This is a genomic window from Flavitalea antarctica (genome assembly GCF_054461535.1).
This window is the reverse complement of sequence record NZ_JBTLQG010000001.1, coordinates 575,634-602,228: the sequence shown is the minus strand read 5'-3', so window position 1 is coordinate 602,228 and position 26,595 is coordinate 575,634. Positions and strand designations below refer to the sequence as shown.

General features: G+C 42.3%; 18 protein-coding genes. 8 read left to right on the top strand and 10 right to left on the bottom strand.

All coding sequences use genetic code 11. The features are described from left to right. Window positions 1-23 precede the first annotated feature (23 nt). Together ACX0G7_RS02035 and ACX0G7_RS02030 are read left to right on the top strand one after the other, a co-directional pair. Window positions 24-1,553, top strand: coding sequence for a RagB/SusD family nutrient uptake outer membrane protein (locus tag ACX0G7_RS02035; protein WP_458921741.1), 1,530 nt, complete (start codon window positions 24-26; stop codon window positions 1,551-1,553). A 139-nt stretch (window positions 1,554-1,692) separates the two neighbouring features. Then, window positions 1,693-5,064, top strand: a complete 3,372-nt coding sequence (locus ACX0G7_RS02030; RefSeq protein ID WP_458921740.1) for an FG-GAP-like repeat-containing protein — start codon at window positions 1,693-1,695, stop codon at window positions 5,062-5,064. 11 nt (window positions 5,065-5,075) lie between these two features. On the opposite strand, the gene ACX0G7_RS02025 is transcribed toward ACX0G7_RS02030, so the two are convergent. The 5 genes from ACX0G7_RS02025 to ACX0G7_RS02005 all read right to left on the bottom strand — a co-directional run bounded on the left by ACX0G7_RS02025 (window position 5,076) and on the right by ACX0G7_RS02005 (window position 13,110). Beyond that, on the bottom strand, window positions 5,076-6,113 hold the full coding sequence (locus ACX0G7_RS02025) for a LacI family DNA-binding transcriptional regulator (protein ID WP_458921739.1): 1,038 nt from the start codon (window positions 6,111-6,113) through the stop codon (window positions 5,076-5,078). 215 nt (window positions 6,114-6,328) lie between these two features. Then, complete coding sequence (locus ACX0G7_RS02020; protein WP_458921738.1) at window positions 6,329-8,944, bottom strand: glycoside hydrolase family 3 C-terminal domain-containing protein; 2,616 nt, start codon at window positions 8,942-8,944, stop codon at window positions 6,329-6,331. A 130-nt stretch (window positions 8,945-9,074) separates the two neighbouring features. Continuing rightward, window positions 9,075-10,385, bottom strand: coding sequence for a gluconate:H+ symporter (locus ACX0G7_RS02015; RefSeq protein ID WP_458921737.1), 1,311 nt, complete (start codon window positions 10,383-10,385; stop codon window positions 9,075-9,077). 100 nt (window positions 10,386-10,485) lie between these two features. Beyond that, window positions 10,486-11,319, bottom strand: a complete 834-nt coding sequence (locus tag ACX0G7_RS02010) for a fumarylacetoacetate hydrolase family protein (RefSeq protein WP_458921736.1) — start codon at window positions 11,317-11,319, stop codon at window positions 10,486-10,488. Between the two features lie 75 nt (window positions 11,320-11,394). Continuing rightward, complete coding sequence (locus ACX0G7_RS02005; protein ID WP_458921735.1) at window positions 11,395-13,110, bottom strand: IlvD/Edd family dehydratase; 1,716 nt, start codon at window positions 13,108-13,110, stop codon at window positions 11,395-11,397. 342 nt (window positions 13,111-13,452) lie between these two features. Here ACX0G7_RS02005 and ACX0G7_RS02000 point away from each other — a divergent pair, with 342 nt between their 5' ends. From ACX0G7_RS02000 to ACX0G7_RS01985, 4 genes are read left to right on the top strand one after another with little or no spacing between them, the layout of a single operon-like run. Further along, on the top strand, window positions 13,453-14,334 hold the full coding sequence (locus tag ACX0G7_RS02000; RefSeq protein WP_458921734.1) for a helix-turn-helix domain-containing protein: 882 nt from the start codon (window positions 13,453-13,455) through the stop codon (window positions 14,332-14,334). Window positions 14,335-14,347: 13 nt separating this feature from the next. Beyond that, entirely contained in the window at window positions 14,348-15,871 is a 1,524-nt protein-coding gene (locus tag ACX0G7_RS01995) for a gluconokinase (protein WP_458921733.1), read from the top strand. 38 nt (window positions 15,872-15,909) lie between these two features. Beyond that, complete coding sequence (locus tag ACX0G7_RS01990) at window positions 15,910-16,833, top strand: RraA family protein (protein WP_458921732.1); 924 nt, start codon at window positions 15,910-15,912, stop codon at window positions 16,831-16,833. Between the two features lie 59 nt (window positions 16,834-16,892). After that, window positions 16,893-17,885 carry an SMP-30/gluconolactonase/LRE family protein gene (locus tag ACX0G7_RS01985; protein ID WP_458921731.1) on the top strand — a complete coding sequence of 331 codons (993 nt, stop codon included), beginning with the start codon at window positions 16,893-16,895 and terminating at the stop codon, window positions 17,883-17,885. Window positions 17,886-17,892: 7 nt separating this feature from the next. Here ACX0G7_RS01985 and ACX0G7_RS01980 read toward each other — a convergent pair whose 3' ends face one another. From ACX0G7_RS01980 to ACX0G7_RS01965, 4 genes are all read right to left on the bottom strand, one after another. Next, on the bottom strand, window positions 17,893-18,231 hold the full coding sequence (locus ACX0G7_RS01980; RefSeq protein WP_458921730.1) for a hypothetical protein: 339 nt from the start codon (window positions 18,229-18,231) through the stop codon (window positions 17,893-17,895). Between the two features lie 67 nt (window positions 18,232-18,298). Further along, window positions 18,299-19,516: a cupin domain-containing protein gene (locus tag ACX0G7_RS01975; protein WP_458921729.1), complete on the bottom strand. Its 1,218-nt coding sequence runs from the start codon at window positions 19,514-19,516 to the stop codon at window positions 18,299-18,301. Window positions 19,517-19,567: 51 nt separating this feature from the next. Then, a complete protein-coding gene (locus ACX0G7_RS01970) occupies window positions 19,568-21,817 on the bottom strand; it encodes an outer membrane protein assembly factor BamB family protein (protein WP_458921728.1) in 2,250 nt (749 codons plus the stop codon). 61 nt (window positions 21,818-21,878) lie between these two features. After that, window positions 21,879-23,000, bottom strand: coding sequence for an alpha/beta hydrolase (locus ACX0G7_RS01965; protein WP_458921727.1), 1,122 nt, complete (start codon window positions 22,998-23,000; stop codon window positions 21,879-21,881). A gap of 676 nt (window positions 23,001-23,676) precedes the next feature. Between ACX0G7_RS01965 and ACX0G7_RS01960 the strand changes: the two genes are divergently transcribed. Further along, window positions 23,677-24,399 carry a hypothetical protein gene (locus ACX0G7_RS01960; RefSeq protein ID WP_458921726.1) on the top strand — a complete coding sequence of 241 codons (723 nt, stop codon included), beginning with the start codon at window positions 23,677-23,679 and terminating at the stop codon, window positions 24,397-24,399. 128 nt (window positions 24,400-24,527) lie between these two features. Here the strand turns inward: ACX0G7_RS01960 and ACX0G7_RS01955 are convergent, their stop codons facing one another. Continuing rightward, window positions 24,528-25,238: a hypothetical protein gene (locus ACX0G7_RS01955; protein WP_458921725.1), complete on the bottom strand. Its 711-nt coding sequence runs from the start codon at window positions 25,236-25,238 to the stop codon at window positions 24,528-24,530. A gap of 340 nt (window positions 25,239-25,578) precedes the next feature. Here ACX0G7_RS01955 and ACX0G7_RS01950 point away from each other — a divergent pair, with 340 nt between their 5' ends. Further along, window positions 25,579-26,565, top strand: coding sequence for a fasciclin domain-containing protein (locus ACX0G7_RS01950; protein ID WP_458921724.1), 987 nt, complete (start codon window positions 25,579-25,581; stop codon window positions 26,563-26,565). Window positions 26,566-26,595: the final 30 nt, after the last annotated feature.

Below are 26,595 nucleotides of genomic sequence, written 5' to 3'. Positions count from 1 at the left end.
AATAATCTTTAAATGATAAAAATATGAGATCAACTATAAAAAAAACGCACCTCTTGTTTCTGCTGGCTATGGCGCTTGTTATTGCCTGTACCCAGCGATTGGATGTGCTCGATCAGAATAACCCGACCAGCGAGAGCTATTTTAAAACTGCCGCAGAATTGCAAAATGGCGTAAATGCAGTGTATTCCATTCTGAGGTCGGGGAACATGCTTGCGCGGGAATGGTACACTTTGCATGATATGCGCGGAGGTGAATATGCTGCGGGTGGTCCACAACTCGAGGCCCCAAGGGCGGAGTTGCTCAGGCAACCTACTCCTGCAGCAACTAATTCTGTAATGACAAGTATCTGGATAGGTAGTTACCATATGATCAATCGCGCGAACCAGGTATTGGCTAAGGCCCCCGACGTTACGGATAATGCGCCATTACGTGACCGGACAGTAAACGAAGCAAAATTTCTCCGTGCCTGGGCATATTTCGAACTGGTCTCTCAATGGGGCGATGTTCCTGTTTATACGGAACCAGTCACTGGTGTAACCGACTTCCAGGGTAAGACGGCGGCTGCAGAAGTATACAACCTGATAGTCAAGGACCTCACCGATGCCGTGAAAGGTTTACCCGCTACTTACGGACCGGCAGACAATGGACGCGCTACTTCAGGCGCTGCTGCTGCACTGCTGGGTCGTGTTTTGTTACAAAAGGGCGATTACGCAGGTGCGAAAGCTTCATTGTTGACCCTCGTCGGAAAATACAGCCTGGTAAGTAACTATCAGTGGAATTTTGACGGGGATGTCAGAAATGATGACGGAACCGCTGCATTTGCCGGTCATGAATTTAATAGTGAATCTATATTCGAGGTAGTCTTTGTTGACAGGGGAGACGGAAGTTTTAACTGGGGTTATACCGGGGAAGGGTCAACCAGCCCATTGGCTAACGCCAGGACGCAGGACTGGGGTAAGACATGGGGCAATGTGATACCATCAGATCGATTGTTGAATGAATACGAAGCGAATGATCCACGTTTCAAATTTACAATTTGGGAAGAGGGGGATATGATTCTTACACAATCTGCCACCCAGGCGCCGAAAGTACTCCTAGCGGCTGATATAAATACTACCACATCGACTAAAAACGGAGTGACAAAAAAACGGTTTTTTAGAAAATACAATATTTATGACTGGGTGAATTCAGGAAATCACTATGGTGGCCTTAACCAGCGCCTGCTCCGGTATGCCGATGTCCTGCTGATGCTGGCTGAATGCGAAGCAGAAACGGGTTCCCCGGCACCGGCTGCCTCTTATATAAATGAAGTGAGAGCAAGGCCAAGCGTAAATATGCCACCCGTGACGCTGGGCTCAAAACAGGAGGCACTTAAAGCGGTTATGCATGAGCGTTGGGTAGAGCTGGCAGCGGAAGAAATTATTAATATTGATATTCTGCGATGGAGAAAGAAAGGATATTTCCCATCAATAATGACAGATCCAATGCCTGGCCAGGTGGACATGTTACCAGTCCCCGCCAGTGAGATCTCGGCAAACCCTAAACTGAAATAACATTACTTAACCGAACCATATGGAGGATTAAGCCAGGAAGTGATTATTGTATCAAAAGAAAAGCGGACCCGGCATTTGTGGTCCCTTTTTATTAATTTAAATCCTGGGTCCGATTCATAAACCCGACAAAAATGTCTGCTTGAAAATTATCGCTCCGTTAATACAGCCCGTCACATTTTTTTTCATCGCGCTGTGTTTGTCTTCCTGCAAGAGCGATGAGGCTAAACATTTATTTACTAAAATAGAAAGTCACCAGTCCGGTATTGACTTCAGCAATGAGTTGCATGATGATGATTCATCGTATTCTTTCATAAATGAATTTGGCTACATGGGTGGGGGTGTAGGTATCGGCGATTTTAACAATGACGGGTTGAAGGATATATTTTTTACAGGCAACCAGGTAACCTGCAGATTATACATAAACCAGGGAGAGAATCGTTTCAAGGATATCACTGAAAACGCGGGATTGATTACCAGGGCGTGGTGCACCGGTGTGAGTATAGTGGACCTGAACCAGGACGGATTCGATGACATATATATCTGTGTATTTGGAAAAGATCTGAAACGCCGGTCTAAAAACCTTCTTTATATTAACGACCATAATCTGGGTTTTCGTGAATCTGCTGATGACTACGGCCTGGCAGACACAAGCTTTTCAACCCAGGCTGCTTTCTTTGATTACGACCGCGATGGCGACCTTGATATGTATCTGACCAATTACTTGTTAAGTCCCTCTAACTCCAATACTGTATTTCCCAGGGACCGTTCGGGATATTCGCCGGCAAATGACCGGCTCTACCGGAATGATGGTGATAGTGCAGGGAGTGGCCATCCCATTTTTTCTGACCAAACGCTTCAGGCAAATATAAAAGAAGACGGTTATGGTCTTGGAATATCAGTCAGTGACTTCAATAACGATGGCTGGCCAGATGTATATGTTGGAAATGATTTCATTTCAAATGACCTTTTATGGCAGAATAACAAAGATGGTACATTCACAAATGTGATTGCCGGTTCAATGCGTCACCAGTCATACTCAAGCATGGGAACCGATGCAGCGGATCTCAATAATGATATGCTTACCGACCTCGTAACACTTGACATGCTTCCGGAAACCAATGAGCGAAAAAAAACCACCTATTCGCTCATGAATTATGAGCGATACGAGGCTGAAAGACGTATGGGCTATGAGCCTGAATTTATGCGTAATATGCTGCAACTGAATAATGGAAATAGTACAGCCGGCAATACAGGTACACCATTCTTCAGTGAGATTGGCCGACTTGCAAATATTCATGCAACGGACTGGAGCTGGAGCGTACTTCTGGCAGATCTTAACAATGATGGGTGGAAAGATATGCATATCACCAATGGCATAGGAAGGGATTTTATCAATGCAGATTTTCTTGAATTCAGTAATAACCTATATACCAACAGCCTGAATAAGGAAGATAAACAGAAAGCCATCCAAAAGGAGCTGGCATCTTTGGACAATGTTAATCTATCAAATTATTTGTTTCTGAATAACAAAAATCTCCAGTTCACAGATTTCTCTCATGAAGGTGGCATTGACGAATTATCCATGTCTAATGGAGCCGCCTTTGCCGATCTTGATAACGATGGCGATCTTGACCTGGTTACAAACAATATCAATAAGGCAGCCTTTCTTTTTATAAATAACACAAACCGCCCCGCAAAGGCTGCCAGCTCACATTTTCTTAAAATCAAACTTAAAGGGGAATCGTCCAACAGGCAGGGATTTGGATCAAAATTAACTCTTTATCAACCCGGGAATATCCAGCAACTCGAGCAAAACCCGGTGCGTGGATATTTTTCATCGGTAGATCAGGACCTGTTTTTTGGACTTGGTGTGTCAGGAAAAGTAGATTCCGTTCGCGTTGTCTGGCCCGACGGGAGACAGCAGTTACTAACCAACATAAAAAGCGACACAGTGGTAACTGTGGTATGGAGTAGCTCATTGCCTGTAGTCCAACAAGGTGAAACGCCGCACCATACTATTTTTACTGATATTACCGGTTCAGGTGGATTGTCTTACCTGCACCAGGAAAGTTCTTTCAATGATTATGTGGCCCAGCGCTTACTGCCGCAAAAATATTCCCAATTGGGCCCTTTCATTGATGTCAGTGATATAAATGGAGATAAGATAGCCGATTTCTTCATCGGCGGAGCTTTCAATTTTTCGGGAAAACTTTTTACCCAAAATAATCAACGGGAGTTTGACGGCTTAAACCTGGTCGATAGTATCAAATATGCAGAGGATCATGACTGCTTGTTTTTTGATGTTGATCGTGACGGTGATAATGATCTGCTTGTGACCAGCGGGGGAATGCAATACGAGAGTGAATCTCCCTATTATCAGCCAAAGCTTTATCTGAACAATGGAAAAGGAAAGTTTTCTTTGAGTGATTCGGCCATCCCAACCGATGTCAGGACGATGGCTGGTTGTGCCACTGTTGGAGACTACGACAATGACGGGGATTTGGATTTATTTATCGGCGGCCGGATATCCCTGAATTATCCTCTCTCCCCACGAAGTTTTTTATTACAAAATAATAATGGCATTTTTAAAGATGTCACGAAGATCGTTTGCCCTGCTTTACAGACTCCCGGAATGTTGACTGCCGCCTTATGGACAGATTTTAACGCTGATGGTCGGATTGATCTTGTTGTGGCAGGGGAATGGATGCCCATCCGGTTCTTTAAAAACTTCCCAGGTCATCTGGCGGAGGCTACGGACAGCACTGAGCTTCAGCAGATGAACGGAATGTGGAGAAGTCTCCTGGCAGCAGATGTAGATAATGATGGCGACACCGATCTGGTCGCAGGAAACCTGGGTTTGAATTGTGAATATGGCGTTAGTCCCGATAGACCAATGCAGTTATTTGCTACAGACCTTGATAATAATGGGAGTATAGACCCCTTCTTCTTTTATTACATCAGGAACAGTAAGGGCAGGGCGGAGCCGGTACCAGGCTATACCCGGGGAAGACTGTCGGAGCAGGTTCCGGGCCTGAAAAAAAAATTTCTTTTACATAAAAATTTCGCAAATGCAGGTTATGATGAAATTTTTAAGGATATACCTGAGGGAGCAATTCATAAATTCCATTGCGACGAAACCAGGACATGCTGGTTAGAAAACGTAGGTGAGGGAAAGTTCAGGAAACACATCTTACCATTGGCGGCACAGTATTCACCTGTGAATGCCATCAATTGCGAAGACTTTGACGGTGACGGAAATCGCGATCTCTTGCTTGCGGGAAATGAATACCAGGCGGAAGTGATGACGGGTCCATACGATGCTTCATATGGCTGCTTTCTCCAGGGCAGTAATAATAAAGTTTTCAGGCCTTTGCCGCCTCAAAGGACCGGCTTTATATTGACCGGTGATGTGAAGGACCTGGCCGTCGTTCGGCATGCAGACGGGAGCCGCATAGTTATCGCCGCGATAAATAATGATTCGATGCGTGTGTTCAAGGTGAATATTCCGTGAACATTATCCGGTTATTTTTTAGGAGGTATTTTCAGCGACGATTCCCTGATTACAAGGTTTGAATATACAGTGATAGTGCTGGTCTGGGCAAGTGTGCTATTACCCTTAAGATGATCAATAAGGTTCCTTGCCGTAATTTCGCCCATAGTTTGGCCTGGATAATTAATGGTTGTCAAAGTTGGGTCTATCAGTTCTCCTATTGCATCATTATTAAAGCCCACAACAGCAATATCGCCTGGAACTGAGACTCCACTGGCCTTAAGCGTTTTTATTACCACTGCCGCAAGGAAATCATTTGTGACAAAAATTCCGTCAGGTAATGGTTTTAATTTAAGAATTTGCTGCGCTGCATCAATCCCGGCATGTTGGGTCAGATCTTCGAGGATCAAAAGCTCCTTTTTAAAAGGCAACTTACCAGAAGCGAGTGCGCGCTTATAGCCATTAAAACGTTGTGAATAAACGTTCCTCCTTAATGTTGAAGTTACATGTGCAATCCTCTTACAGCCCTGTTCCATCAGGTGCCGCGTTGCAATAAACCCACAGTTTTCATTATCAATCACAACCACTGTCCGGCTACCATCCTGTTCCACCCGATCAAAAAAAACCACTGGCACACCTTTTTCGTAAAAAGCATTAAAGTGATCAAGGTTTACTGTCTCAAAAGATAATGACGCTATCAGCCCATCAACCCGTTTATCAAACAGGTTTCTGACATTGGCAATTTCCTGCGACAAGCTTTCAGACGAGTGGGTAATAATGAGATCATATCCTTCTGCCGTAGCAACTTTTTCAATTCCTGCAAGAACAGAAGTTATGAAGTTACTTCTCAGCTCATGAACCAGCACCCCGATGGTTTTAGATCGCTGGCTCCGGAGGTTCCTGGCAAAATGGTTAGTTCTGTAACCAAGGTCGACTGCCAGATCCAGGATTCGTTTCTTTGTTTTTTTGTTAACTGCCGGGTGATTCTGAAGTGCGCGACTAACCGTTGCGGCTGAAAGTTTAAGCTTATCTGCAATATCGTAGATTGTTACTTCTTTGCGACTGGTCATCAAATTATAAGATTAATTAAAACTACGGAATTATATAACAGATTACAGTCAACCGAAGTTCAAAAACATCTTAATTGTAATAATTACATAGCGTTCCGGGATGAATCAACGCTGAAGTGGAGGTCCGGGTCTGGGTGAAGATGAATGATAAGAAAGGACGACAGGGTAGTGGCTTGTTTCTTCTTTCAGTGGGATGATCATTGAAGGTGCAGATCCTAGTAAATGGTTATGAGTTTGCTGATTACATTGCTGGTCATTGCATGATTTACTCCTGGCTGGCCACCACCCACACTAATCGTTATTTTGCCGGTTGGCTGGTATGTTTTGCCATCTTCACTCACCAGGCTTAGTTGTTCAGGTGTAAGCGTAAATTGTATAGGTTTACTTTCACCGGGGTTTAAATGAATTCTTTTAAAACCCTTCAAAGCTTTCAAAGGCACTTTTCCTTTTATATCATGATGGGAAACATACAACTGAACCACCTCATCACCTGCTATTTTGCCTGTATTATTAACCACCGCATTTACAGTGATACTTGTGTTCTTTGAGCTCGCAGAAGGCAGTTTTAATGTGCTATACAAAAATGTGGAATAACTCAACCCAAAACCAAAAGGATATAATACTTCCCCTTTAAAGTAGCGATAAGTTCTGCCTTCCATTGAATAGTTACTGAAATCAGGGAGGTCTTTTTCTGTCCTGTAAAAGGTCACGGGTAATCTTCCCGCAGGGTTGTAGTCGCCAAACAATACATCGGCTACAGCTGTACCTGCGCTTTGTCCCCCATACCATGCATTTACGATGGCCGGAAGATGATCGCTTTCCCAGGGTGTGGCAATGGCGCTTCCGGTCATCATAATAAACACCACCGGTTTACCGGTTTCATGTAAAGACTTCATCATGGATGTTTGCACGGTTGGCAGCTGGATAGTTGTTCGGTCTCCACCATTAAACCCGGGAGCGTTTACCGGCATTTCTTCACCTTCCAGTTGAGGTGAAATGCCACCAACATAGATAATCACATCTGCATCTTTTACGCGATTGATCAAAGCATTATAGTCCGTGCGAACAAAATGACCGGCTCTTAAAGCGATGTTGGCTTTGCCGGCGCCCTGAAAATATTCCAGCACAATCTTATATACTGAATCTTTTTGAATGTCCAGTTTGTATGTTCTGGCACCCATCCTGTTGCGCAACCAGGTGTTAAGAACTTCGGTTCCGTTGACGAATAGTTTATATCCATCATCCCCATCAACTTCAAATGTAATGCTGCCGTTCACATTTGCGGTATAATTGCTCGTGTACCTGGCTGAAAAATTGGTTGCCATGATATTCCCGATAACTGTTTGTCCTTCCTGCCAGGAATGGTCGATTTCATTCTCTGTTACCGTTGCTGTGGCATCTCCTGTTAGTTCACGGTTATTGAAGTACTCTGCTTTGAAACCCTGGCGGCCGTTCCATGTAAACTGTTTATTGATATCAGCATAAACGAGTAACGTGTCGTGAACAAATGTGGTTCCTTTTTCGAAGACAACCTCAACACCTTCTCCCAGCTTTTGTTTAATCCCGTCCAGTACTGTTGAGATCCTGGAAGGTATGCCGTTATAATTTCCCAGAACAGCTACCCGGTTATCTGCATTGGGCCCGATCACGGCAATTTTTTTTATCGTTCTTTTTAGGGGTAATGTGTTATTGTCATTTTTGAGCAACACGATAGATTGTTGCGCCATTTTCAACGCGAGTGCCTGGTGTTCTGGCGCCTCCAATGTAGAAACGGGTGCATTAGCGTACTTTACCATAGTGGGCGGGTCGAACATTCCAAGTTTATAGCGGGTGGTAAATAACCTGCGCAGTGAAACATTTATTTGTTCTTCACTGATCATGCCTCGTTTTACTGCATCTGATAACGTATAATAAACGGAGGTTCCGCATTCGATATCTGTACCGTGCAGTACACCATCCACTGCAGAAGAAACAGAATCTTTATGTGTTTTATGATATTTGAAGAAGTCTTCTATTGCCCAGCAGTCACTGGTGACATATCCGGTAAATTTCCATTGTTTTCGTAAAATATCATTCATCAGGAGGTCATTAGCACAACATGGTTGTTTGTATACTGCATTATAAGCACACATCACACCTTCTACGTTTGCTTTCGTAACCAGCTCTTTGAAAGCTGGTAGATAAGTGTCCCATAAATCGTAAGGGGAGGGATCGAAATTGTCTAAGTGCCTGGATGGTTCGGGGCCACTGTGTACGGCATAATGTTTGGCACAGGCTGCAGCTTTTAAATATTTCGAATCCTCACCCTGCAGCCCTCTTACGAAGGCGCGGCCAAGCATTGCTGTTAAAAAAGGATCCTCGCCGTATGTTTCCTGGCCCCGACCCCAACGCGGGTCGCGAAAAATATTAATATTCGGTGTCCAGTAAGTCAGGCCAAGATATCTCTCCTTTGTTTTTCCCTGCTCAATGGCAATATTCTGGATGGCCCTTCCTTCCATCGCACTGTAATCAGCCATCCGGTAGAGGGAGAGGGTGTCCCATGTGGCTGCCATTGCAATTGCCTGCGGGTAAGAAGTAACTCTGAAAGGCGTTCTTGCAACTCCATGCAATGTTTCATTCCACCAGTCAAATGCCAGGATGCCCAATCGTGGAATCGCTGGTGTTGCATTAACCATTTGCCTGACTTTTTCATCTAAAGTCAGGCGGCTTACCACATCGTTAACGCGTAACTCCATTGGCAAAGAAGTATTCCACATAGGGAAACTTTTATAATCCTGCGCAAACAACTTTATAGAAACAGTTGTGAGAATAATCAGAAGAATTCGTTTCATTCCGAAATATTATTTATTGGTTTGGTAGCTCAGATAATTACAGCTGCATCATGAGCTGCTGCATAAGGAAGAGCCGTATCATGAGCAGCTGCGTTATGAAGCTGCATATTCAGGGCATACCATAGGGCCTCTAAAGTATTGCGTTCAAAAGCAATACCCCGAGAAACCCGACAACAGATATGGTTGTTTCCATAACCGTCCATGACAAAAATGTTTGTTTAAGAGACAGGTTGAAAAATTCCTTAAACATCCAGAAACCGGAATCATTTATATGTGAACCAAACACACTGCCCGCACCTACTGCGAGGACCATCAACTCCGGCGTCACAACGCCTGATGTGACCAATGGTGTAACGACCCCGGCTGCAGTGATGCCGGCTACAGTCGCAGAGCCAATCGCAACTCTTAACAGGGCAGTTATGATCCAGGCAAATACCAAGGGGGGCATCTGCCATTTTTCACTGAACGACGCGATGTACTTGTCTGTCCCGCTATCCTGCAGTACCTGTTTGAAAATACCTCCTGCAGTAATGATCAACAGAATGACGGCGATCCCTGAAATTGCATCGTTCAGCCATTTCATACATACTTCCATTGAGTTACCTGCTCTTAAGCCAAAATACCAGATAGCAAGAATAACAGATAATAAAATTGCAATTGTTGGTTCTCCAATAAATATCAACAATGTTTTTAAAGCAGTATCAGCCATAAATGTGCTGGCTATTACAGCTAATGTTATTAAGATAACGGGTAACAGGCCTATAAGAAAACTCGGGAATGCAGCCGGTAGTTGTTTATGCGTATTTTCTTCCGTGGATAAAAAAAAGGATTTTATATTAACCTCGACCCGTTTTAAAAACCGGCCTAATATAGGACCTGCGATGATTACAGCGGGAATAGTAATAATTAATCCATAGATCAAAGTCTTTCCCATGTCAGCTTTAAAAGAATTAACAAGAAAAACAGGGCTTGGGTGAGGGGGTAAAAAACAGTGCGTTGTAGATAATGATGCAGCCATTGGGATGGCAACATATAATAAAGGTAGTTTTGCTTTACTGGCAATCGAGAAAACCAATGGCACCAGGATTACAAAGCCTGCATTATAATATAAAGGGAGGCCAATTAAAAAACCTGTAATCAATACCGCCCACTGAATATTTTTTTGCCCAAACCCATTGATAAGTGTAACAGATATTTTTTCTGCTCCGCCGCCCGTTTCGAGCACTTTCCCAAGGATTGCCCCAAGGCAAATAATCAATGCCAGCCCACCCAATGTATTTCCAACACCTTTCTCAACTGACCTGGCGATTTGCATTGGCTCCATACCTAGAAAAAGGCCGGAAAGTATTGCCACAACAAGTAATGATAGAAAAGGACTTACTTTTTTTAGTGTTAAAAATATTTGTAAACAAATGGCAAAAAGAATAATAAATAATTCCATATGACTGTTTATGCTGCTACTATATTACAAAATTCTGTCTGGAATTTGCAGCATAGAGTTGGATGCCTGCTTTGTTGATGCTTTTATTCCTTACCTTTTCTTAGGCTACCGTGTTGATCAGTTTGCCAATATTGTCAATAGTAATAACAATCTGATCGCCGCTCTTTAAGGTAACATCATTTCCTGGTACAATGCCGGTGCCCGTCATAATTAAACATCCGTAAGGAAAACTACATTCCCTGAAAACAAAAGAAACGAGTTCCTGTAGAGTGCGTTTCATTTGATTAATCTCGATTTTATCCTCAAAAACATTGACATTGTTTCGGCTGATCGAAAGCTGGATTGTGGTGTTGCTGTTTAGCGGCTTGTCAGTAACATATATACATGGTCCAAGCGCAGCACACCCATCATATGTTTTCGCCTGTGGAAGATACAATGGGTTTTCTCCCTCAATACTCCGGCTACTCATGTCATTACCAATTGTATAACCAACAATTTTTCCAGACGAAGTAACTACTAAAGTCAATTCCGGTTCAGGTACATCCCAGGTGGAATCCTTACGGATCCTGACCTTATCATTGTTTCCGACAATACGATTGGGCGTGGCTTTAAAAAAAACTTCTGGTCTTTCCGCTTCATAAACTTTTGCATAAAAGTCCCCGCCGCCTGCTTCTTTTGATTCTTCCTGGCGCCCGATTTTGCTTCGCAGATAAGTAACACCACAGGCCCACAATTCCTGCCTGCCCACGGGAGCCATTATTTGTGAATCGTTTATTGAATCAGTTTTTTTGGCTTTTCCTGAAATTAAAAGGGCGTTTATTTTTTCCAGTAGGTTATCATCATTGATAAAGTCATCCCAGCTCACATTTTCAGTGATATAAAAATCATCTTTGCTCTCTATAATGATTCCGTTTTGGGTTTTGTACAACTTCATTTTTAAGCTTTTACTTCTTGATTTTTAAAAATCCGCAGGCCAGGTTAAAATTATAGGGTCTGTCAGATGATTTACTTAATGCAAATCCCTTGTCACAATATCTCCTGAACCACCTTGTAAAAGGTCAAGGTCAGCACCAAGATGTGCCTGTTGTACATGATTAAGATAAAATTTAACATAGCCCCTGGTAGCCATGGCGGGCGGGGCCACCCAGGCAGCTCTCCTTATTTTCAATTCCTCATCACTGACATCGAGATGTAGTCTCCGATTTTCTACATCGAGCTCGATCATATCGCCATTTTTTACCAGGGCCAGCGTACCCCCGACAGCAGACTCAGGTGATACATGAAGAATTACGGTACCAGCGGCTGTTCCGCTCATTCTACCATCGGATATCCGTATCATATCTTTTACTCCCCTGGCTAAGAGTTTTTCAGGAAGGTCGACATTTCCTACCTCCGGCATTCCCGGGTAACCCACCGGTCCAACTGTTTTTAGAACAATTACACAGGTTTCATCGATATCCAGGTCTGGTTCGTCAATCCGCGCGTGATAATCTTCCATGGTTTCAAAAACTACGGCACGGCCCCGGTGTTTCATAAGCTGTTGTGATGCAGCAGAGGGCTTGATGATTGCGCCATCTACACATAGATTCCCTTTAAGAACGGCGATTCCGGCGTTGTGCTGAAGGGGTTCTTCAACTGAAGCAATTACTTCTTTGTTATAACAGACCTGGTTATTATAATTTTCTTTGATAGACTTTCCATTTACCGATATCATCTCAGTATGCAGGTATTTTTCCAGGGCCTTTATTACAACGGGTAAACCACCGGCATAAAAAAAATCTTCCATTAAGTACTTGCCGGAAGGTTTCAGGTTGACCAGTAGAGGAATTCTGCTGCCTATTTTGTCAAAGTCTTCAAGATTTAGTTCTACGCCTAATCTCCCGGCAATCGCCTGTAGGTGCAGCACGAAATTGGTGGATCCACCTATTGCGGCATTAACTACAATTGCATTTTCGAAGGCTTTCCGGGTAAGGATTTTAGAAAGCTTCAGATCTTCTTTTACCATTTCTACAATCCTTCTGCCACTCAATTGCGCCATTACTTTTTTCCTGGAATCTACTGCTGGTATAGTAGCGGCTCCGGGTAACGTTACCCCCAACGCTTCTACCATACAGGCCATGGTGGAAGCAGTCCCCATCGTCATGCAATGGCCCTGGCTCCGGGCCGTTCCAATTTCTGCCTCCAGTACATCTTCAGCCGAATAACTTTCGTTTAACTTTTTCTCTTTTATCATCCAGTTGAATGACCCTGAACCCAGGCATTCTCCTTTGAACCTTCCATTGAGCATAGGTCCGCCGGGAACAACTATGGTTGGTAAGTCAACACTGCATGCACCCATTAACGTACTGGGAGTTGTTTTGTCACAACCAGTCAGTAATACCACTCCGTCCATGGGATTTGCGCGGATACTTTCCTCCGTATCCATGCTTGCAAGGTTTCTGAACAGCATCGTGGTGGGTTTCATTATTGTTTCGCCTAACGACATAACCGGAAACTCCAGTGGAAAGCCACCCGCGTCCAACACTCCGCGTTTTACAATTTCTGCGAAATCGCGAAGGTGCCCATTACAAGGGGTAAACTCACTCCAGGTGTTACAAATGCCAATTACCGGCCGGCCACGGAAGTAATCGTCGGGATAACCCTGGTTTCTCATCCACGAACGATGGACGAACCCCATCTTATCATCTTTGCCAAACCAATCATGACTTCTGAATTTTCTGCTCATCTGAAATTATATATAACGTGGTTTTTCAGTTATTTAATGACTTATGTCTCGCCAGGCATCCGCACCGGTAGCATTGATCTGGAAATGTTAAGTTGAATAAGTGACTTCAGCTCCTGTGGAAACAGCCACGCAAAAATGCCGCTTGCAATCTTTTTTTCCTATGACCAGGTTGTTTTTGTAAATTAAATGACAGAAGCGAGAACTACATGTACAAGATTCGTATTTGTTGCAGAAAGAAACTTCCACAAAATCCCAATGTTGGATTTTGTACAGAATACCAAACGATTTCACTGATATTTACCATTAACATTATTTACATATTTATCTGCTAACGATTGCTTGATGAGTCAATTTGTATTGCGACATGAAGATTCTCATGAATTACAAAAATTTGTGCATATCAATGAATTTGCATTAAAAAAGAATAGTTCGATAAGTTTAAACTCCTTTAATGCTCCATGCTCAGAGTATCTGCGCTTTTATTATATTGTTGATGGGAAATTTGATTGGGTCGTTAACAGGGATAACTACACCTTATATCCCACCGATCTTGCGATGATACTCCCAGGGCAAGACCTGTTTGCCGACAAAGGTTATCTCGATATCGGCACACTTTACTGGTTAAATCTTCGAATAAATATTCAGAGTGCCGGAAGTAAAAATTCCCTGGGTAAATGGAGTAACATATCCGCTTCCGAATTTGTTTCCATCAAAAAGATATTGTTTTGCAACCATGCACCGGTTCTTTCACGATTGCCGGATGCAGGATCAATTTTTTCCCGCATACGTAATGAATTATTCAGCCAGGAAATCGGTTATGTAACCAGGGTAAATCAATTGATTGATGAATTACTCATACTGACTACCAGGAAGCTTACACAGCAAATCAACTCTCAGCGGGACTTTCCACAAACCTTTTTAAAATTGGAGGAATCTTTGCGTAAAGACCTTTCGCATCCCTGGACCGTGGAAGAAATGGCCGCATTGGTGGGTTTGGGTACCACTGCATTCAGTGATAAAGTGAAAAGTTTTACTGGATTCTCACCAATGACCTACCTCATTAATATCAGGATTTCGGAGGCCATCAGACTTTTAAAGAAACCGCGGGCGCGGGTGACATCTATTGCTCTTGACACAGGCTTTTATTCATCACAGCATTTTGCCACCACATTTAAAAAACTGACCGGATATACTCCAAGTGAGTTCAGGAAGAATAATATCTAAATTCATGATTTTTATGTCATCAAAAAAAACTTGCATAATTACTATTGAGATCGGAACAAATGCTGTTAGAGTAGTTGCATTTGATCTTGAAGGAAATACCCTGGCTTCAATGAAAGGATCTTATCCGACATTTCATTCTCAACCTGATTATAGTGAACAGGATCCGGAACAGATTTTTATCACGATGTTATATGTATTGAAAAACCTCCTTAATGAGCATATTCATCCGGAGAAAATTAAAGTGACGGGAATTTGTTTCAGCGCTTCAATGCATAGTGTATTGGCTATCGATAAGAACGGAATTCCCCTGGGTAATGCAATAACCTGGGCTGATAACCGCGCTATAAAAGAAGTGCAGAAAATGAAGAACACTCCTGCCAGCAAAATTATTTACACTGCCACGGGAACTCCTTTACATCCGATGTCGCCTTTATTTAAAATCGCATGGTTCAGAAATAACGATAAAGAAAGATTTAAACAGGCCAGTAAATTCATTCCATTAAAAACATATATCATTCACCAGCTTACCGGTGAATACCTGGTTGACTACAGTTTAGCATCAGCGACCGGATTGTTAAACATACATACAGTAAAATGGGAACCTGAGGCATTGAATTATGCTGGTATTAATACCGATAAGCTGGCGGACCTGGTACCAATTTTTTCTTCTGCAGGAAAATTAAAAAAAGCATATCAAAATTCGTTGGGTATCAACGGGGACACAAAGATCATCGTAGGTTCAAGCGATGGCTGTCTTGCTACTCTGGGCGCCGGTGTTTGGGACGGGCGGAAGGCTACAATCACGATCGAGGACAGTGGGGCAGTACGAGTAATCGGAAAAAAAGTAGTAAACGATAAGCAACAACGGCTTTTTAATTACCTTCTTACCGAAGACTGCTATGTGACCGGTGGGCCAACGAATAATGGTGGAATTGTTCTAGAGTGGTTTGCAAAACAGTTTGGTGATTTTAAGGACCCCTTTGGCCTCGAACACTCGATGAATGAACTGATCGCAATTGCGTCAAAGGTGTCCGCAGGTGCTGATGGTCTTATTTTCCTGCCTTATCTGCTTGGCGAAAGGGCACCAATCTGGGATGCTAATGCAAGGGGAGTCTACTTTGGAATTAATATAAAACATGAAAGGCAACACTTTATCCGGGCGGTATTGGAAGGGATTTTGTTCGAGGTATACAGCATTGGAAAAACGTTAGAAGAACATTGCGCTTTCAGCAGTCTGTCTATTAACGGAAGCTTCGCATCGATCCCCCTTTGTGCACAGATTATTGCTGATATTTTTAATATGCCTGTCAGTATCAGCCAGCATAATTATAGTGTTGGTATTGGTGCATACCTGCTCAGTGCAACCGAGATGGGTATCTACAAAAACCTTGATGAGGCAGCAAAAAGTATTGTTTTACCTGAACAATATTCGCCCAATAAGAATCTCCATGGTATTTATATGAAGCATTTTGAGATTTTTCAAAAGCTTGTCATAAAACTGAAGGATGATTTCGAAAATGTCGTAAAACTCCAATAGTCGCTATTTAAATAGTCGCTATTTAAATTGATATATACATGAAAGCAATTAGTAGTATTTTTTGTGTCCTTTTAAATACTTTGTTTACCATTTATTTGCCCGCGCAAACAATTTCTAAAGAGGAATTAATTTTTCTTACCTCGGAATGGAAAGGAGATCGGTTTCCAGACGGAAGGCCAAAGATTCCCGACAACCTGTTAATGAGGGCTAAATATATAATGATAGACGATGCCTGGACCGTGCTAAAAAACGAAGGGTATTTAAATCAATTCGAAGGCAATTGGAAAACGCTGAATGACTCGCCGATGACTGGTCGTGCGCTTACCGCTATGTATATGCCCAGCCGTCCTGATGTGGAAAAGAAGATCAAAGAAAGAGGGGCCGCGGAAGGCAGAAAGGGCAATACCAATTCCTGGCCGATAGATATCCTGACCAAAGGTGATTTTTATATTGCTGATGCATTTGGAAAAATCAGCGGTGGTTCTATCATGGGTGCTACCTTAGCCAATTCTATCTATAGCAAATCCGGCAATGGTGTTGTTTTTAATGGCGCCGCCAGGGATCTCCAGGAAATAAAAAACATCAAAGGTTTTAATGCCTTTGTCCGTGATTTCCATCCTTCTTTTACTGAAGAAATGGTGTTGATGGGACTCAATACTGCAATCCGGATTGGTAATGTTATGGTGCTTCCCGGCGACCTGGTCATTGCACAAAAGGAAGGAGTACTTTTTGTACCCGCACATTTAGCCGAGCAGGTGGTAAATACCGGTGAATTTGTGATTCGCAAGGATCAGTTTGGTTTTGAGATGGTGCGTGCCGGAAAGTACAGTACTGGTGACATAGACAGTCAGTGGACCGAAGAAATAAAATCCGAATTTCTGCGATGGCTCGAGAAACACCCTGAATTAGGTAAAATGACCAGAGCTGAAGTTGATAAGATGATGAGTAAAAGAACCTGGTAGCCGATCGGCCAACAGTAAGAAGAGCTATTTTTTTCTAAAGATTATTATAAAAAACGGTTATGAAGAAGATTACCATTTCATTGTTTTTGTCCGCAATACTACTTGCGGCATCTGCGCAGGAAACCAGGCCAGGAACCGGAACTGTTGAGTTTATAGAAGAAGAACTCTCAGGGATAATCAACAAGAACGCAAAAGTTGAAATAATAGCAGAGGGGTTTCAGTTTACTGAAGGGCCGTTATGGTTTGAGAAAGAAAAAATGCTACTGTTTTCCGATGTCCCTGCCAATACCATTTATAAATGGACCGAATCAAAGGGGAAAGAAATCTATTTAAAACCCGGTGGTTATACAGGTGCTGTAGCAAGGGGTGGATTCCTGGGTCCTAACGGGCTTTTGCTTTCAAATGATGGAGAATTATTGATTTGTCAACACGGTGACAGGCGAATCGCCCGAATGGATGCCCCGCTGCATTCGCCCAAACCTAATTATATTACCGTGGCCAGCGCATACGATGGCAAAAAACTAAATAGTCCAAATGATCTTTTTCTAACCGCAGGTGGAGATCTCTATTTCACTGACCCGTCATATGGTTTTGAGAGACCCGGGGATCCAAAAAAGGAAATACCGTTCCAGGGAGTTTACAGGATGAACAAAACAGGGCAAATAGTCCTGTTAATTGACTCAATTTCCCAACCAAACGGCATCGGTGTTTTTCCGGATGGAAAAACATTGATGGTATCTGATTCTGATGCCGGGAAAAACAAATGGTATGCATTCGATATTGCATCAGACGGATCCCTGACTAATGCAAGAGTGTTTTACGATCCCGGTAATGACAAGGGAATGGGTGGATGTGATGGCTTTAAATTTGACAAAGCAGGCAACGTGTTTGCCACAGGACCCGGTGGTATATGGATATTTACCAAAGCTGGTAAATTGATTGGAAAAATTAAGGTGAATGGAGTGGTCGCCGCTAATTGTGTGCTGACGCAGGATGGTAAAACCATCTATATCACTGCTTCTAATTATCTGCTCAGGGTTAAAATGCGATGAGCGCGCCTTACTCTTTTACCCTCGTAAGTTTCATTTCACCTCTTTCGTTTTTAATCAATAGTTCATTTTCATTAACAACTTCTCCGGCACTTTTAATGGTCATATCATTCAGCGTAATGCTATATGAAAATTTCTTTCCATCAACCTTTCCACTGTCTATCGTAGTTTCACCAAATTGACTTTTCCAGGTTCCTTTCAGTTCCTTTCCTTCAACTTTAAAAGTGTAATTGATTTCTATAGTTCCATTTGGTGTTTCGCGCGAGCCTTTCCACTTGCCATCAATAGTGTTTTGAGCAAACGTAATTAAACACGCGAAAACCAGTATAAGGCTAAAAAGATATTTCATGCTAAAGTGATTTGGTTGATAACGAATATATGAAAACAATTCAAAGTAAAATTTTTGCTTACAGCCTTTATTGCTGATCATCATCACCCATTACATCGTAACCACGCCACTTAAATTCTTTTGCAAGGCCGGAGGCTGCCGGCCAAGCGATTTTATGTTGTTCGCTGGCAACCCATTTTCTACGGTTTTCTTCTGTATCAAATGAGATCTGGATCTGATAGTTGTAGGTTGTTGACTCGGCTTGTATCGTTTTTGCAAGCTCTTCAGAAAAAAGACGTAATAATTTTGAACCGAGATAGCCTTGCTGTACTGTCATAGCAGGGACGTAGACAGAATAATACATCTTTTCAAAGGCTGCTGCATTTTCTTTCGGAACGACGAAATCCATTTGTAAGGCCATTGCTTTGGGTTTAGACAATGGCTTTGATATATTGTGGATCTTATCTTTCGATACAGCAATACCTATGACCAGCAATTCGAGTGTTTCTTTACTGTTGCCAACCAAAAATATTTTCTCGCCAAGCTTTCCATAAAAAGCATCATTTGCTTTAAGGCTGAACTTTTGATTATTTATTGAGACGGTGCCGGTACCTTTAACTACATAATAGACTTCCTCAATACCATCAAGAGTACGCAGCCCGCTTGTGCTATCAGGTGCTATAGACAGATGATCCACATGATGCCAATCTGTACTAAAAATATCAGGGCCAAAAACACGGCGATAAGCCAGAACATTTCCATCGGTGGTTGGTTTGGCTGGTTTTAATTTATCAACTTCCAGCCTGCCCGATACAAACACCGGAACCCGGTCTAAAGCTGCACCAGCCCGCGTATCCAGTAGGTCAAAATTATCTGACTTGCTTTTTGTTTCACTCACGGCAAAGTTCAACCACCGGACTGGTTCCTTAGAGGAATTATAAATTGCATGGGCATCACCCATTTTGCAGGGAACAACTGCCGGTGCCTTTATTGTTGAAGTTCTTCCGTTTATGGTAAACTCAGCTTCACCATTTAGCAGAACATACATTTCTTCGATCGTATGATGGAAGTGATGACCAATTCCTGATTTTGCATTAATAATACCCGAATGCAGGTAAAGAAAATTAGTGGCCAGTTCACTTCGGCCAATTAATTGGGTAAATGCCATTTGCCCTGCGCCTGCATGCACAGCAGTTAACGTTTTATACTTAGATGGATCATTGTGGATAATACGTTCATTAACAATTTGCGCCGTAGAAGCACCTGCTGAAAGTACCATGAGTATTATTGCAGTCAATTGTTTCATAATGATGTGATAAGTTAGAAATTTGAAAAATTATTATATATTTTGTGTTTGTTATTTTTTACGGGGAAGTGCGTATACTATATAACCTTTTTTATTTGCGCCGGGTTTTACTGAATGGTTATAACTATCAGGACTAAAGTTTCCGCTCGCATTAACCACCAGGTATTCTTTTCCATTGTAGCTGTACATGGTCGGCTGCCCCAGCACTTCGTTGCTTAATGTAGTTTCCCACAATACTTTGCCATCATCAGCGTCAAACGCATAAAGTTTGCCGCCTTTAGCGGTTGCAAAAACAATCCCGGCAGAGGTAACCACCATGCCCTTTCTCAACACCCCGCCAGGTGCCCCTTTCGATTTATCTCCCTTAACATAAGCTGAGTCTTCACCAACCGGAGTTTTCCATTTAATGGTCCCCTTGTTTAAATCATAAGCAAGGATAGATGACCAGGGTGGTGCGGCCAGGCCCATCCACTCTGTTCCATAGTCTGTTGTATAGCGATCGACTGGATGATCTACCCCTTCTGGGTAATCCGACATGGGAGTTCCGGTGCTGGCATCCTGTTTTAAACGCGCCCCGCCTGAATCAACTATAGGCCCGGTTACTGTTTTTGAATCACTCCTTCTTCCGGGAAAATTGAAACTACGAGGAATACCGCCCATATAACGAAACAAGGCGTTTAGCGTTTGTTCATCTACGTGGGTAATCCCCGGCATCCTGCCGCGGCCATTCTGAACAATATTTTTGAATTCATCATAAAAAATACGCTGGCCAATGTTGATCAGCGACGGGCCCACTAATCCCTGCATTTTATCGCCGTGACAACTTTGACAATTCGAGTTGTAAAAAGTTTTGATTTTTTTCAGGTCATTATCCGATAGTTCAATTTTCGGAGGTTCCACTTTTTGAAGCTTGTATATGGAGGCATGCTCCTGGGTCAGGATATATAACATTCCGTTTTTTGGATCTGCGGCAGTGTTTCCAAAGTTAGCTCCACCCAATGCACCGGGCATTGCGATTGTTTCGTGTTTATCAGATAAGGGCTGGTACAGTCCGGATTTAGCAGCATCTAATCGTTTTAGCCATCTGTTTCTTACGCTATCTGGAAAAAAAGGATTTAATGTTTCCTTTGTTACTTCATGCCGGGTAAAAGATGGCAAAGATGAAACCGGCTGTGTTGGCGAGGCTTTTTCACCGGGCATATCACTTGCCGGAAATGATGTTTCGTTAATAGGAAATACCGGCTCCCCGGTTTCACGGTTGAACACAAACACAAAACCATGTTTAGTAGCAACGGCCACTGCATCAATCTTCTTTCCATCCCGGTTCACAGTTATTAACTGCGGAGCAGCGGAAAGGTCATAGTCCCATATGTCGTGGTGTACGGTCTGAAAATGCCAGATGCGTTTGCCGGTGACGGCGTTCAGTGCTACCAACGAATTACCAAACAAGTTGCTACCTAAACGATCAGCTCCATAATAATCATAAGTTGGAGATCCAAGCGGCAGAAAGACTATGCCTCTGTCTACATCAACTGACATCTCACTCCAGACATTTACCCCGCCAACATATTTATACGCATCTTTTGGCCAGGTGTCATATCCGAACTCACCCGGTTGAGGTATGGTATGAAAGGTCCATTCAAGTTTACCGGTGATAACATTATATGCCCTGATATAACCCGGTGGCGAAAAGTAGCCTTCCCCCGGGGCTGAACCCATAATTATCAGATCCTGGTATATTACTCCCGGCATCATGGCCTGCATCCTCCGGATCGAAGTCGGGTCACGACCAAGCCCAACCCTCATATCCACGGCTCCGCTATCTCCAAAAGCCTTGATGGATTTCCCGGTGATAGCGTCGATTTCCTGGATAGAATTATTCAATGTAAATACCAGGCGTTTGTCTTTTCCGTCCTTGCTTTCCCAATAATTGATCCCTCTTCTTGAAAGCCCTTGCAGGTTTGTATGAATCCAGATTTCCTTTCCGGTTATAATACTCAAGGCAATAAGCGATGAATTTTTCCCGTATACATACATTATAGTGTCTACAACAATAGGTTGAAACATATACGGAATATTATCCTCAGTTGGGTAGGTCCAGGCAACCTGCAACTGGTTAACGTTTACCTTTGTGATTTCTTCGGCGGCGAAATATCTTGACTGGTCCGGCCCGCCGCCATACTGCGACCAGGTGGTATAATTGTGCCCGGAAGTACCTGTATTACAGCTTAAATAAGCAATCAGGCATAGGAATATAACAAAGACACCGGTCGTTTTGATTGGCGTTGCTTTAATAATCATGTGGCAAGACTAAATTTCAGGGCGGTACAAAATCCCGCAATTTTTTCTCTTGAATAAATCATTATTTTTTAAATAATAGTGGTGCTAATACATGGAGGCTGCGGCGCCAGGTAAGAAATTCGTGAGCGGTATTCGGAGATATATACGACACAGCATTTATACCAGCTTCTTTAAGTGCGACAGCAGCGTTGTTAACTGCATCAGGTCTTTCTTTGCTACCGCAGCTCAGGAAAATAAGTTTCACTTTCGACTTATCCTTTATTTCAGCCGGGTTGTAAGTGCCGCCGCTGAGCAGGGCAAAGTAGGAAAATACATCGGGCTTATTAAGCGTAATGGTGTGAGTTTCCATGCCACCCATTGATAGCCCGGCCATTGCACGATGCGATTGTTTGGCAATAGTGCGGAAATTCGCATCTATGTAGGGAATCAATTCATCGATCAACACGGTTTGAAAGGGCTCTATTTTAAAATTTCTGATTCCACCAAATTTCACTTCGTTGGTCATTCCATATGTCATCACGATGATAAAGGGCTCAATTTTTCCTTCGGCAATCATGTTGTCCATAATTAAATTGGCTCGTCCCTGGTTACTCCAGGCGGTTTCGTCCTCGCCCCATCCATGCTGGAGGTATAATACGGGATAATTTTTCTTTGAACTCGTATTATAACCGGGAGGAGTGTAAACAAAAGCACGCCGGGAAGTATTTGTGCTTGGTGAAGGGAAAAGCACTTGAATAACATTACCATGAGGAACATTTTTAAGCGCATAGAAATCCTGATCATGTGCCGGTATTTCGATACCGCTTTCCCACCGTACCGAACCATAGTAATTCATTGCGCCGGGATCATTAAATTTTCCACCATCAATCCTTACATTATAATAGTGAAAACCCTCATCCAATGGTCCTTCGGTAGTACCCATCCAGGAGGTATCTGGTAATTGTTTGAGTTTAGTGCCCCCTCGTCCACCCAGGCCAAGGCTCACTCTTACGCTATCTGCGGAAGGTGCCAGAATTCTGAAACGCGCATATCCCTGTGAATTTACTTGTGGATATTCCTGCCCTGGCTGATTTAATGCGGAAGGTTTGAAATCTTCTATAATAGTGGGTTGTGTTGTTTGAGAATAACTGGTGAAACTTGCGAGTGTTAACGATAAAGCAATTGTTAGCGCGTGAGTATGCATTCTTAAGATTTATGATTTAATAGTTTATTAAATAATTAATATAAGGTGGTTAGTAATCTCTGGTTATAATCAGTGAATAAGAGCAGATAATGCCGTGTTGTTATATACAATTTCGGTGCTCCAGATTAATACACTTCTGTCCAAATTCATCAATGAAGTAAGAATGGAATATTGATAAGAAACAAGAAGCAGTACTTTTCATTCGCGGTAAATTGAATGATGCCTGTTTATATTATTGCCTTCAAACTACTGAGAAGCTGACGGTTGATATGGTGCCTTCCTCCAAGTAAAGACACAATATGAACAGTACTAAGTGATACTCTTTAACAAAAAGCAATCGGTTTATTAATTTCAAATGGCACGGGGAAATAAATCGAAAATGGATTACGTTAAACTATCGTTTTAGTATTTTTTTCGGGATGAAATTAATTATAAAATGCCACATAATTGTGCATAAACCTTCGGTGTTGAAATTTATAAAAGGCGTGATTTTTTGCGAAATCCGATAAAGAATCTGAAAAATTTCGCCAGAAAATCGTTGCAATGCGTATGCCATAACATATGTTAGTTTACGGGTAGTAATATGGGTTTAAACAAGCAGGAATTTTTATATATTGAAACGAAAGATATTACGCAATAGCAAAAATTTCATCGTCAGCATCTAGCTTGAATCACTATGGTAGACAATCAACTTGAACTTTTAATTTCATTATGTGAAGAAGAAAAAAATCGACTTCAAAGACTTATTGACGAATGCTTAGCAGAGACGGAATATTTAATGGCACACTACCATTCAAAAGCCTTGTACCAATTAAATCGTAGGCTCCATACTCTGCATAACATTTATGATACACTATATGATAAGAAAGATTTTACACAAAGACGAATTGCAGGCATACAAAAACGAATAGAAGCTGAATGGTCTGACTATGTGAAGGAATACTTAGAAAGAAAGCTTCAAAGGGAAAAGGAAGAGTTAGAAAATCTAAATCAAATTACCGGCCGGACCAGACTTGCAGGAAACGAAAGCTTCCTTGACAACATTCTTAAAAAGTTAGTAGACAAGAAAATTAAAAACCTAAAGCTGATTCTCAAAAAAACCGATAATTTCTTTTTGGGGTTTAGTTATTCAAACAATGTACTAAAAGTTACGTTGCCAAATGTTAAACAGCATACAAAAAGATGGATCCTTCATGACGACAAAATGACGTCTTTTAAAAACTTAGGTTTTAATTTAAGTGAAAATGAAACAAAGCTTGTTTTGACACTTACAGGCGATAAAGAGGACATATTAAATAGACTGCAAATTATTTTATTAAAAATCGTTTTTGAAATTTTCTACTTCAAAGAGTTTGCTGATGAAAGCTACATTCAATTCACTGACAAAACCATCCGCTAATCATAACTTCAACGTTGCTGCACCCGGATTGACACACGCGACTATTGGAATAATTATGTGATTATTTGAAAAACTATTTGAAAAGAGGAATTTAGAAAACCGGCAAGAAGCCTGCTGATCCATTCCTTTTATTTTGCCTTGTTATACTCGGTCAGGCAGTCTTGAAGCTGTTTACCCTGATTGTGAATGCAATCGCAAAAATCTAAACAGGACTTTGGATCGTTTTTGTCAGCACATCCATTTGTGCACTCAATCAGCGAATTACCAGGTCGGATGTCATACAGAAAATGGTTTATAATTATTACTCCAGCTATTGTTGCAAGGGCACAACTGAAAAATCGGAGCGGAAATTTCTTACCCGACACTTTTTTCCTGGCTGGGTAACTATCTTGTTCGGATCGCTTAAATGGTAAAATATGTTTTATCCTGTCATAATCCCAAACCAATAAGTATATATTGGCCAGCACCATTAATGTGGTGATGCGGGTGCCTTCGAATCTTACCGCATAAGCCAGGATACAAATATTCAGGATAATAGGAAAATACAGCAGAGCACCCAGAAGTGCTGTTCTTGGAATCAGTAATAAAAAAGCAATTATTAACTGTGAAATTCCGATAAATGAGTAGTAGTAGCCTGTTTCGTAAAGTGCCTGCAAATAGTGGCCCATAGGATGATTAGCTGATAATCCGCTGGCAAATCTTTCGCCCATAATCTTTACAAATCCTGATGGAATAAATCCCGCGGCCAATGCGATCCGGCAGAAAACGGCAAAATAGTGAAACCATTCATTCCCCTTTGCTTCAAGGTATGTATGTTTAATTCTGTTTGACAGGCTCATAACATAACGGTCGAGTGCTATCTATATAAAAGTACTCTGGACTACAAAGTAAGTGAAAATCTCATAATTTCACAACAGTATGTTATTAATAACCTCAGATTGGTCCCAAGCAATAAAATCATGGCCCGGTTATGTTTGTTTAAGTTTCCATACCAGATGTTCGGGCAAGGTTAAACAGAAATTGATTTGCTTTAGGAGGGATGAGGTTAACCGGGGTTATTCGATTCGCTCCAACCGCTCACTCCACGAATTTGCCCGTTCACTCCTTTTTAGATGCGGCTGGGTTAAATCACTCAAACCGCGACGAAGCTCAGGTGTTAGTCACATAAACGAATTATTTATGAAATTAACTCACACCACAAGGCAGTCTGCCTACGCTATGATCATTGCAGCTTCCATGTTCCTGGTTGGATGCGATAAGGACGATGATGAAGAAGACGCTAAAACATTAACAGTTACTGAAACGGTAGTTGCCAGTCCTGACTTTACATTGCTGGAAGCTGCGGTAATCAAGGCAGGTCTTGCAGAGACATTAAACAACACCACTAATCTTACTGTTTTCGCACCGGACGATGCAGCGTTCAAATTACTTGATCTTAATGGTGATGGTACACCGGATCTTGACACAGAAGCCAAAATCAATGCTTTGAACGCCGCAGGGGTTACGCTGTTGAAAAAAGTACTTCAATATCATGTGCTGGGAACGAGGGTTGCGTCAAGCGCAGTTCCCGCCGGGCCAAATGCACCGGTAGCATCCCTTGATGGGGAAAATATTTTTGTTACCCGCAATACAAACGGAGTTTATGTGAACGGGGTTAAGGTGAAATCAGCAGATGTCAATGCTTCCAACGGGGTCATACATGTTATCGACAGGGTCCTTATCCCATCGGGCGGGGTAGATATAGTTGGCATTGCAGGAGCAAATCCCAATTTTTCTTACCTCGTTGCTGCAGTAACGAGGGCAGATGCAAGTGGTACCAGTATTTCGGGCGCGTTGAAGGCAGCAGGACCATTGACTGTATTTGCGCCGGTCAACCAGGCCTTCATTGATGCCGGCTTTCCGACAATTGCTTCAATACAGGCAGCTGATGCAAACACTTTGAAGAATATTTTGTTGTACCATGTAGTACCGGCAAGAGTGTTTTCATCTGATCTGACAGAAGGTGCGAAGCCTGCTACTGCCGGAGGTGCAACAGTTACCATTACACTTGGCGGTGGCGCAAAGGTTAAAGGCAACTCGAGCCCGGTTGCATCGAATATTGTTGTTACCAATGTTATGGCATCAAACGGTGTCATACATGCGATTGATAAAGTGTTGATACCATAAAATCAGGTATGCTATAAATAACCATTACAT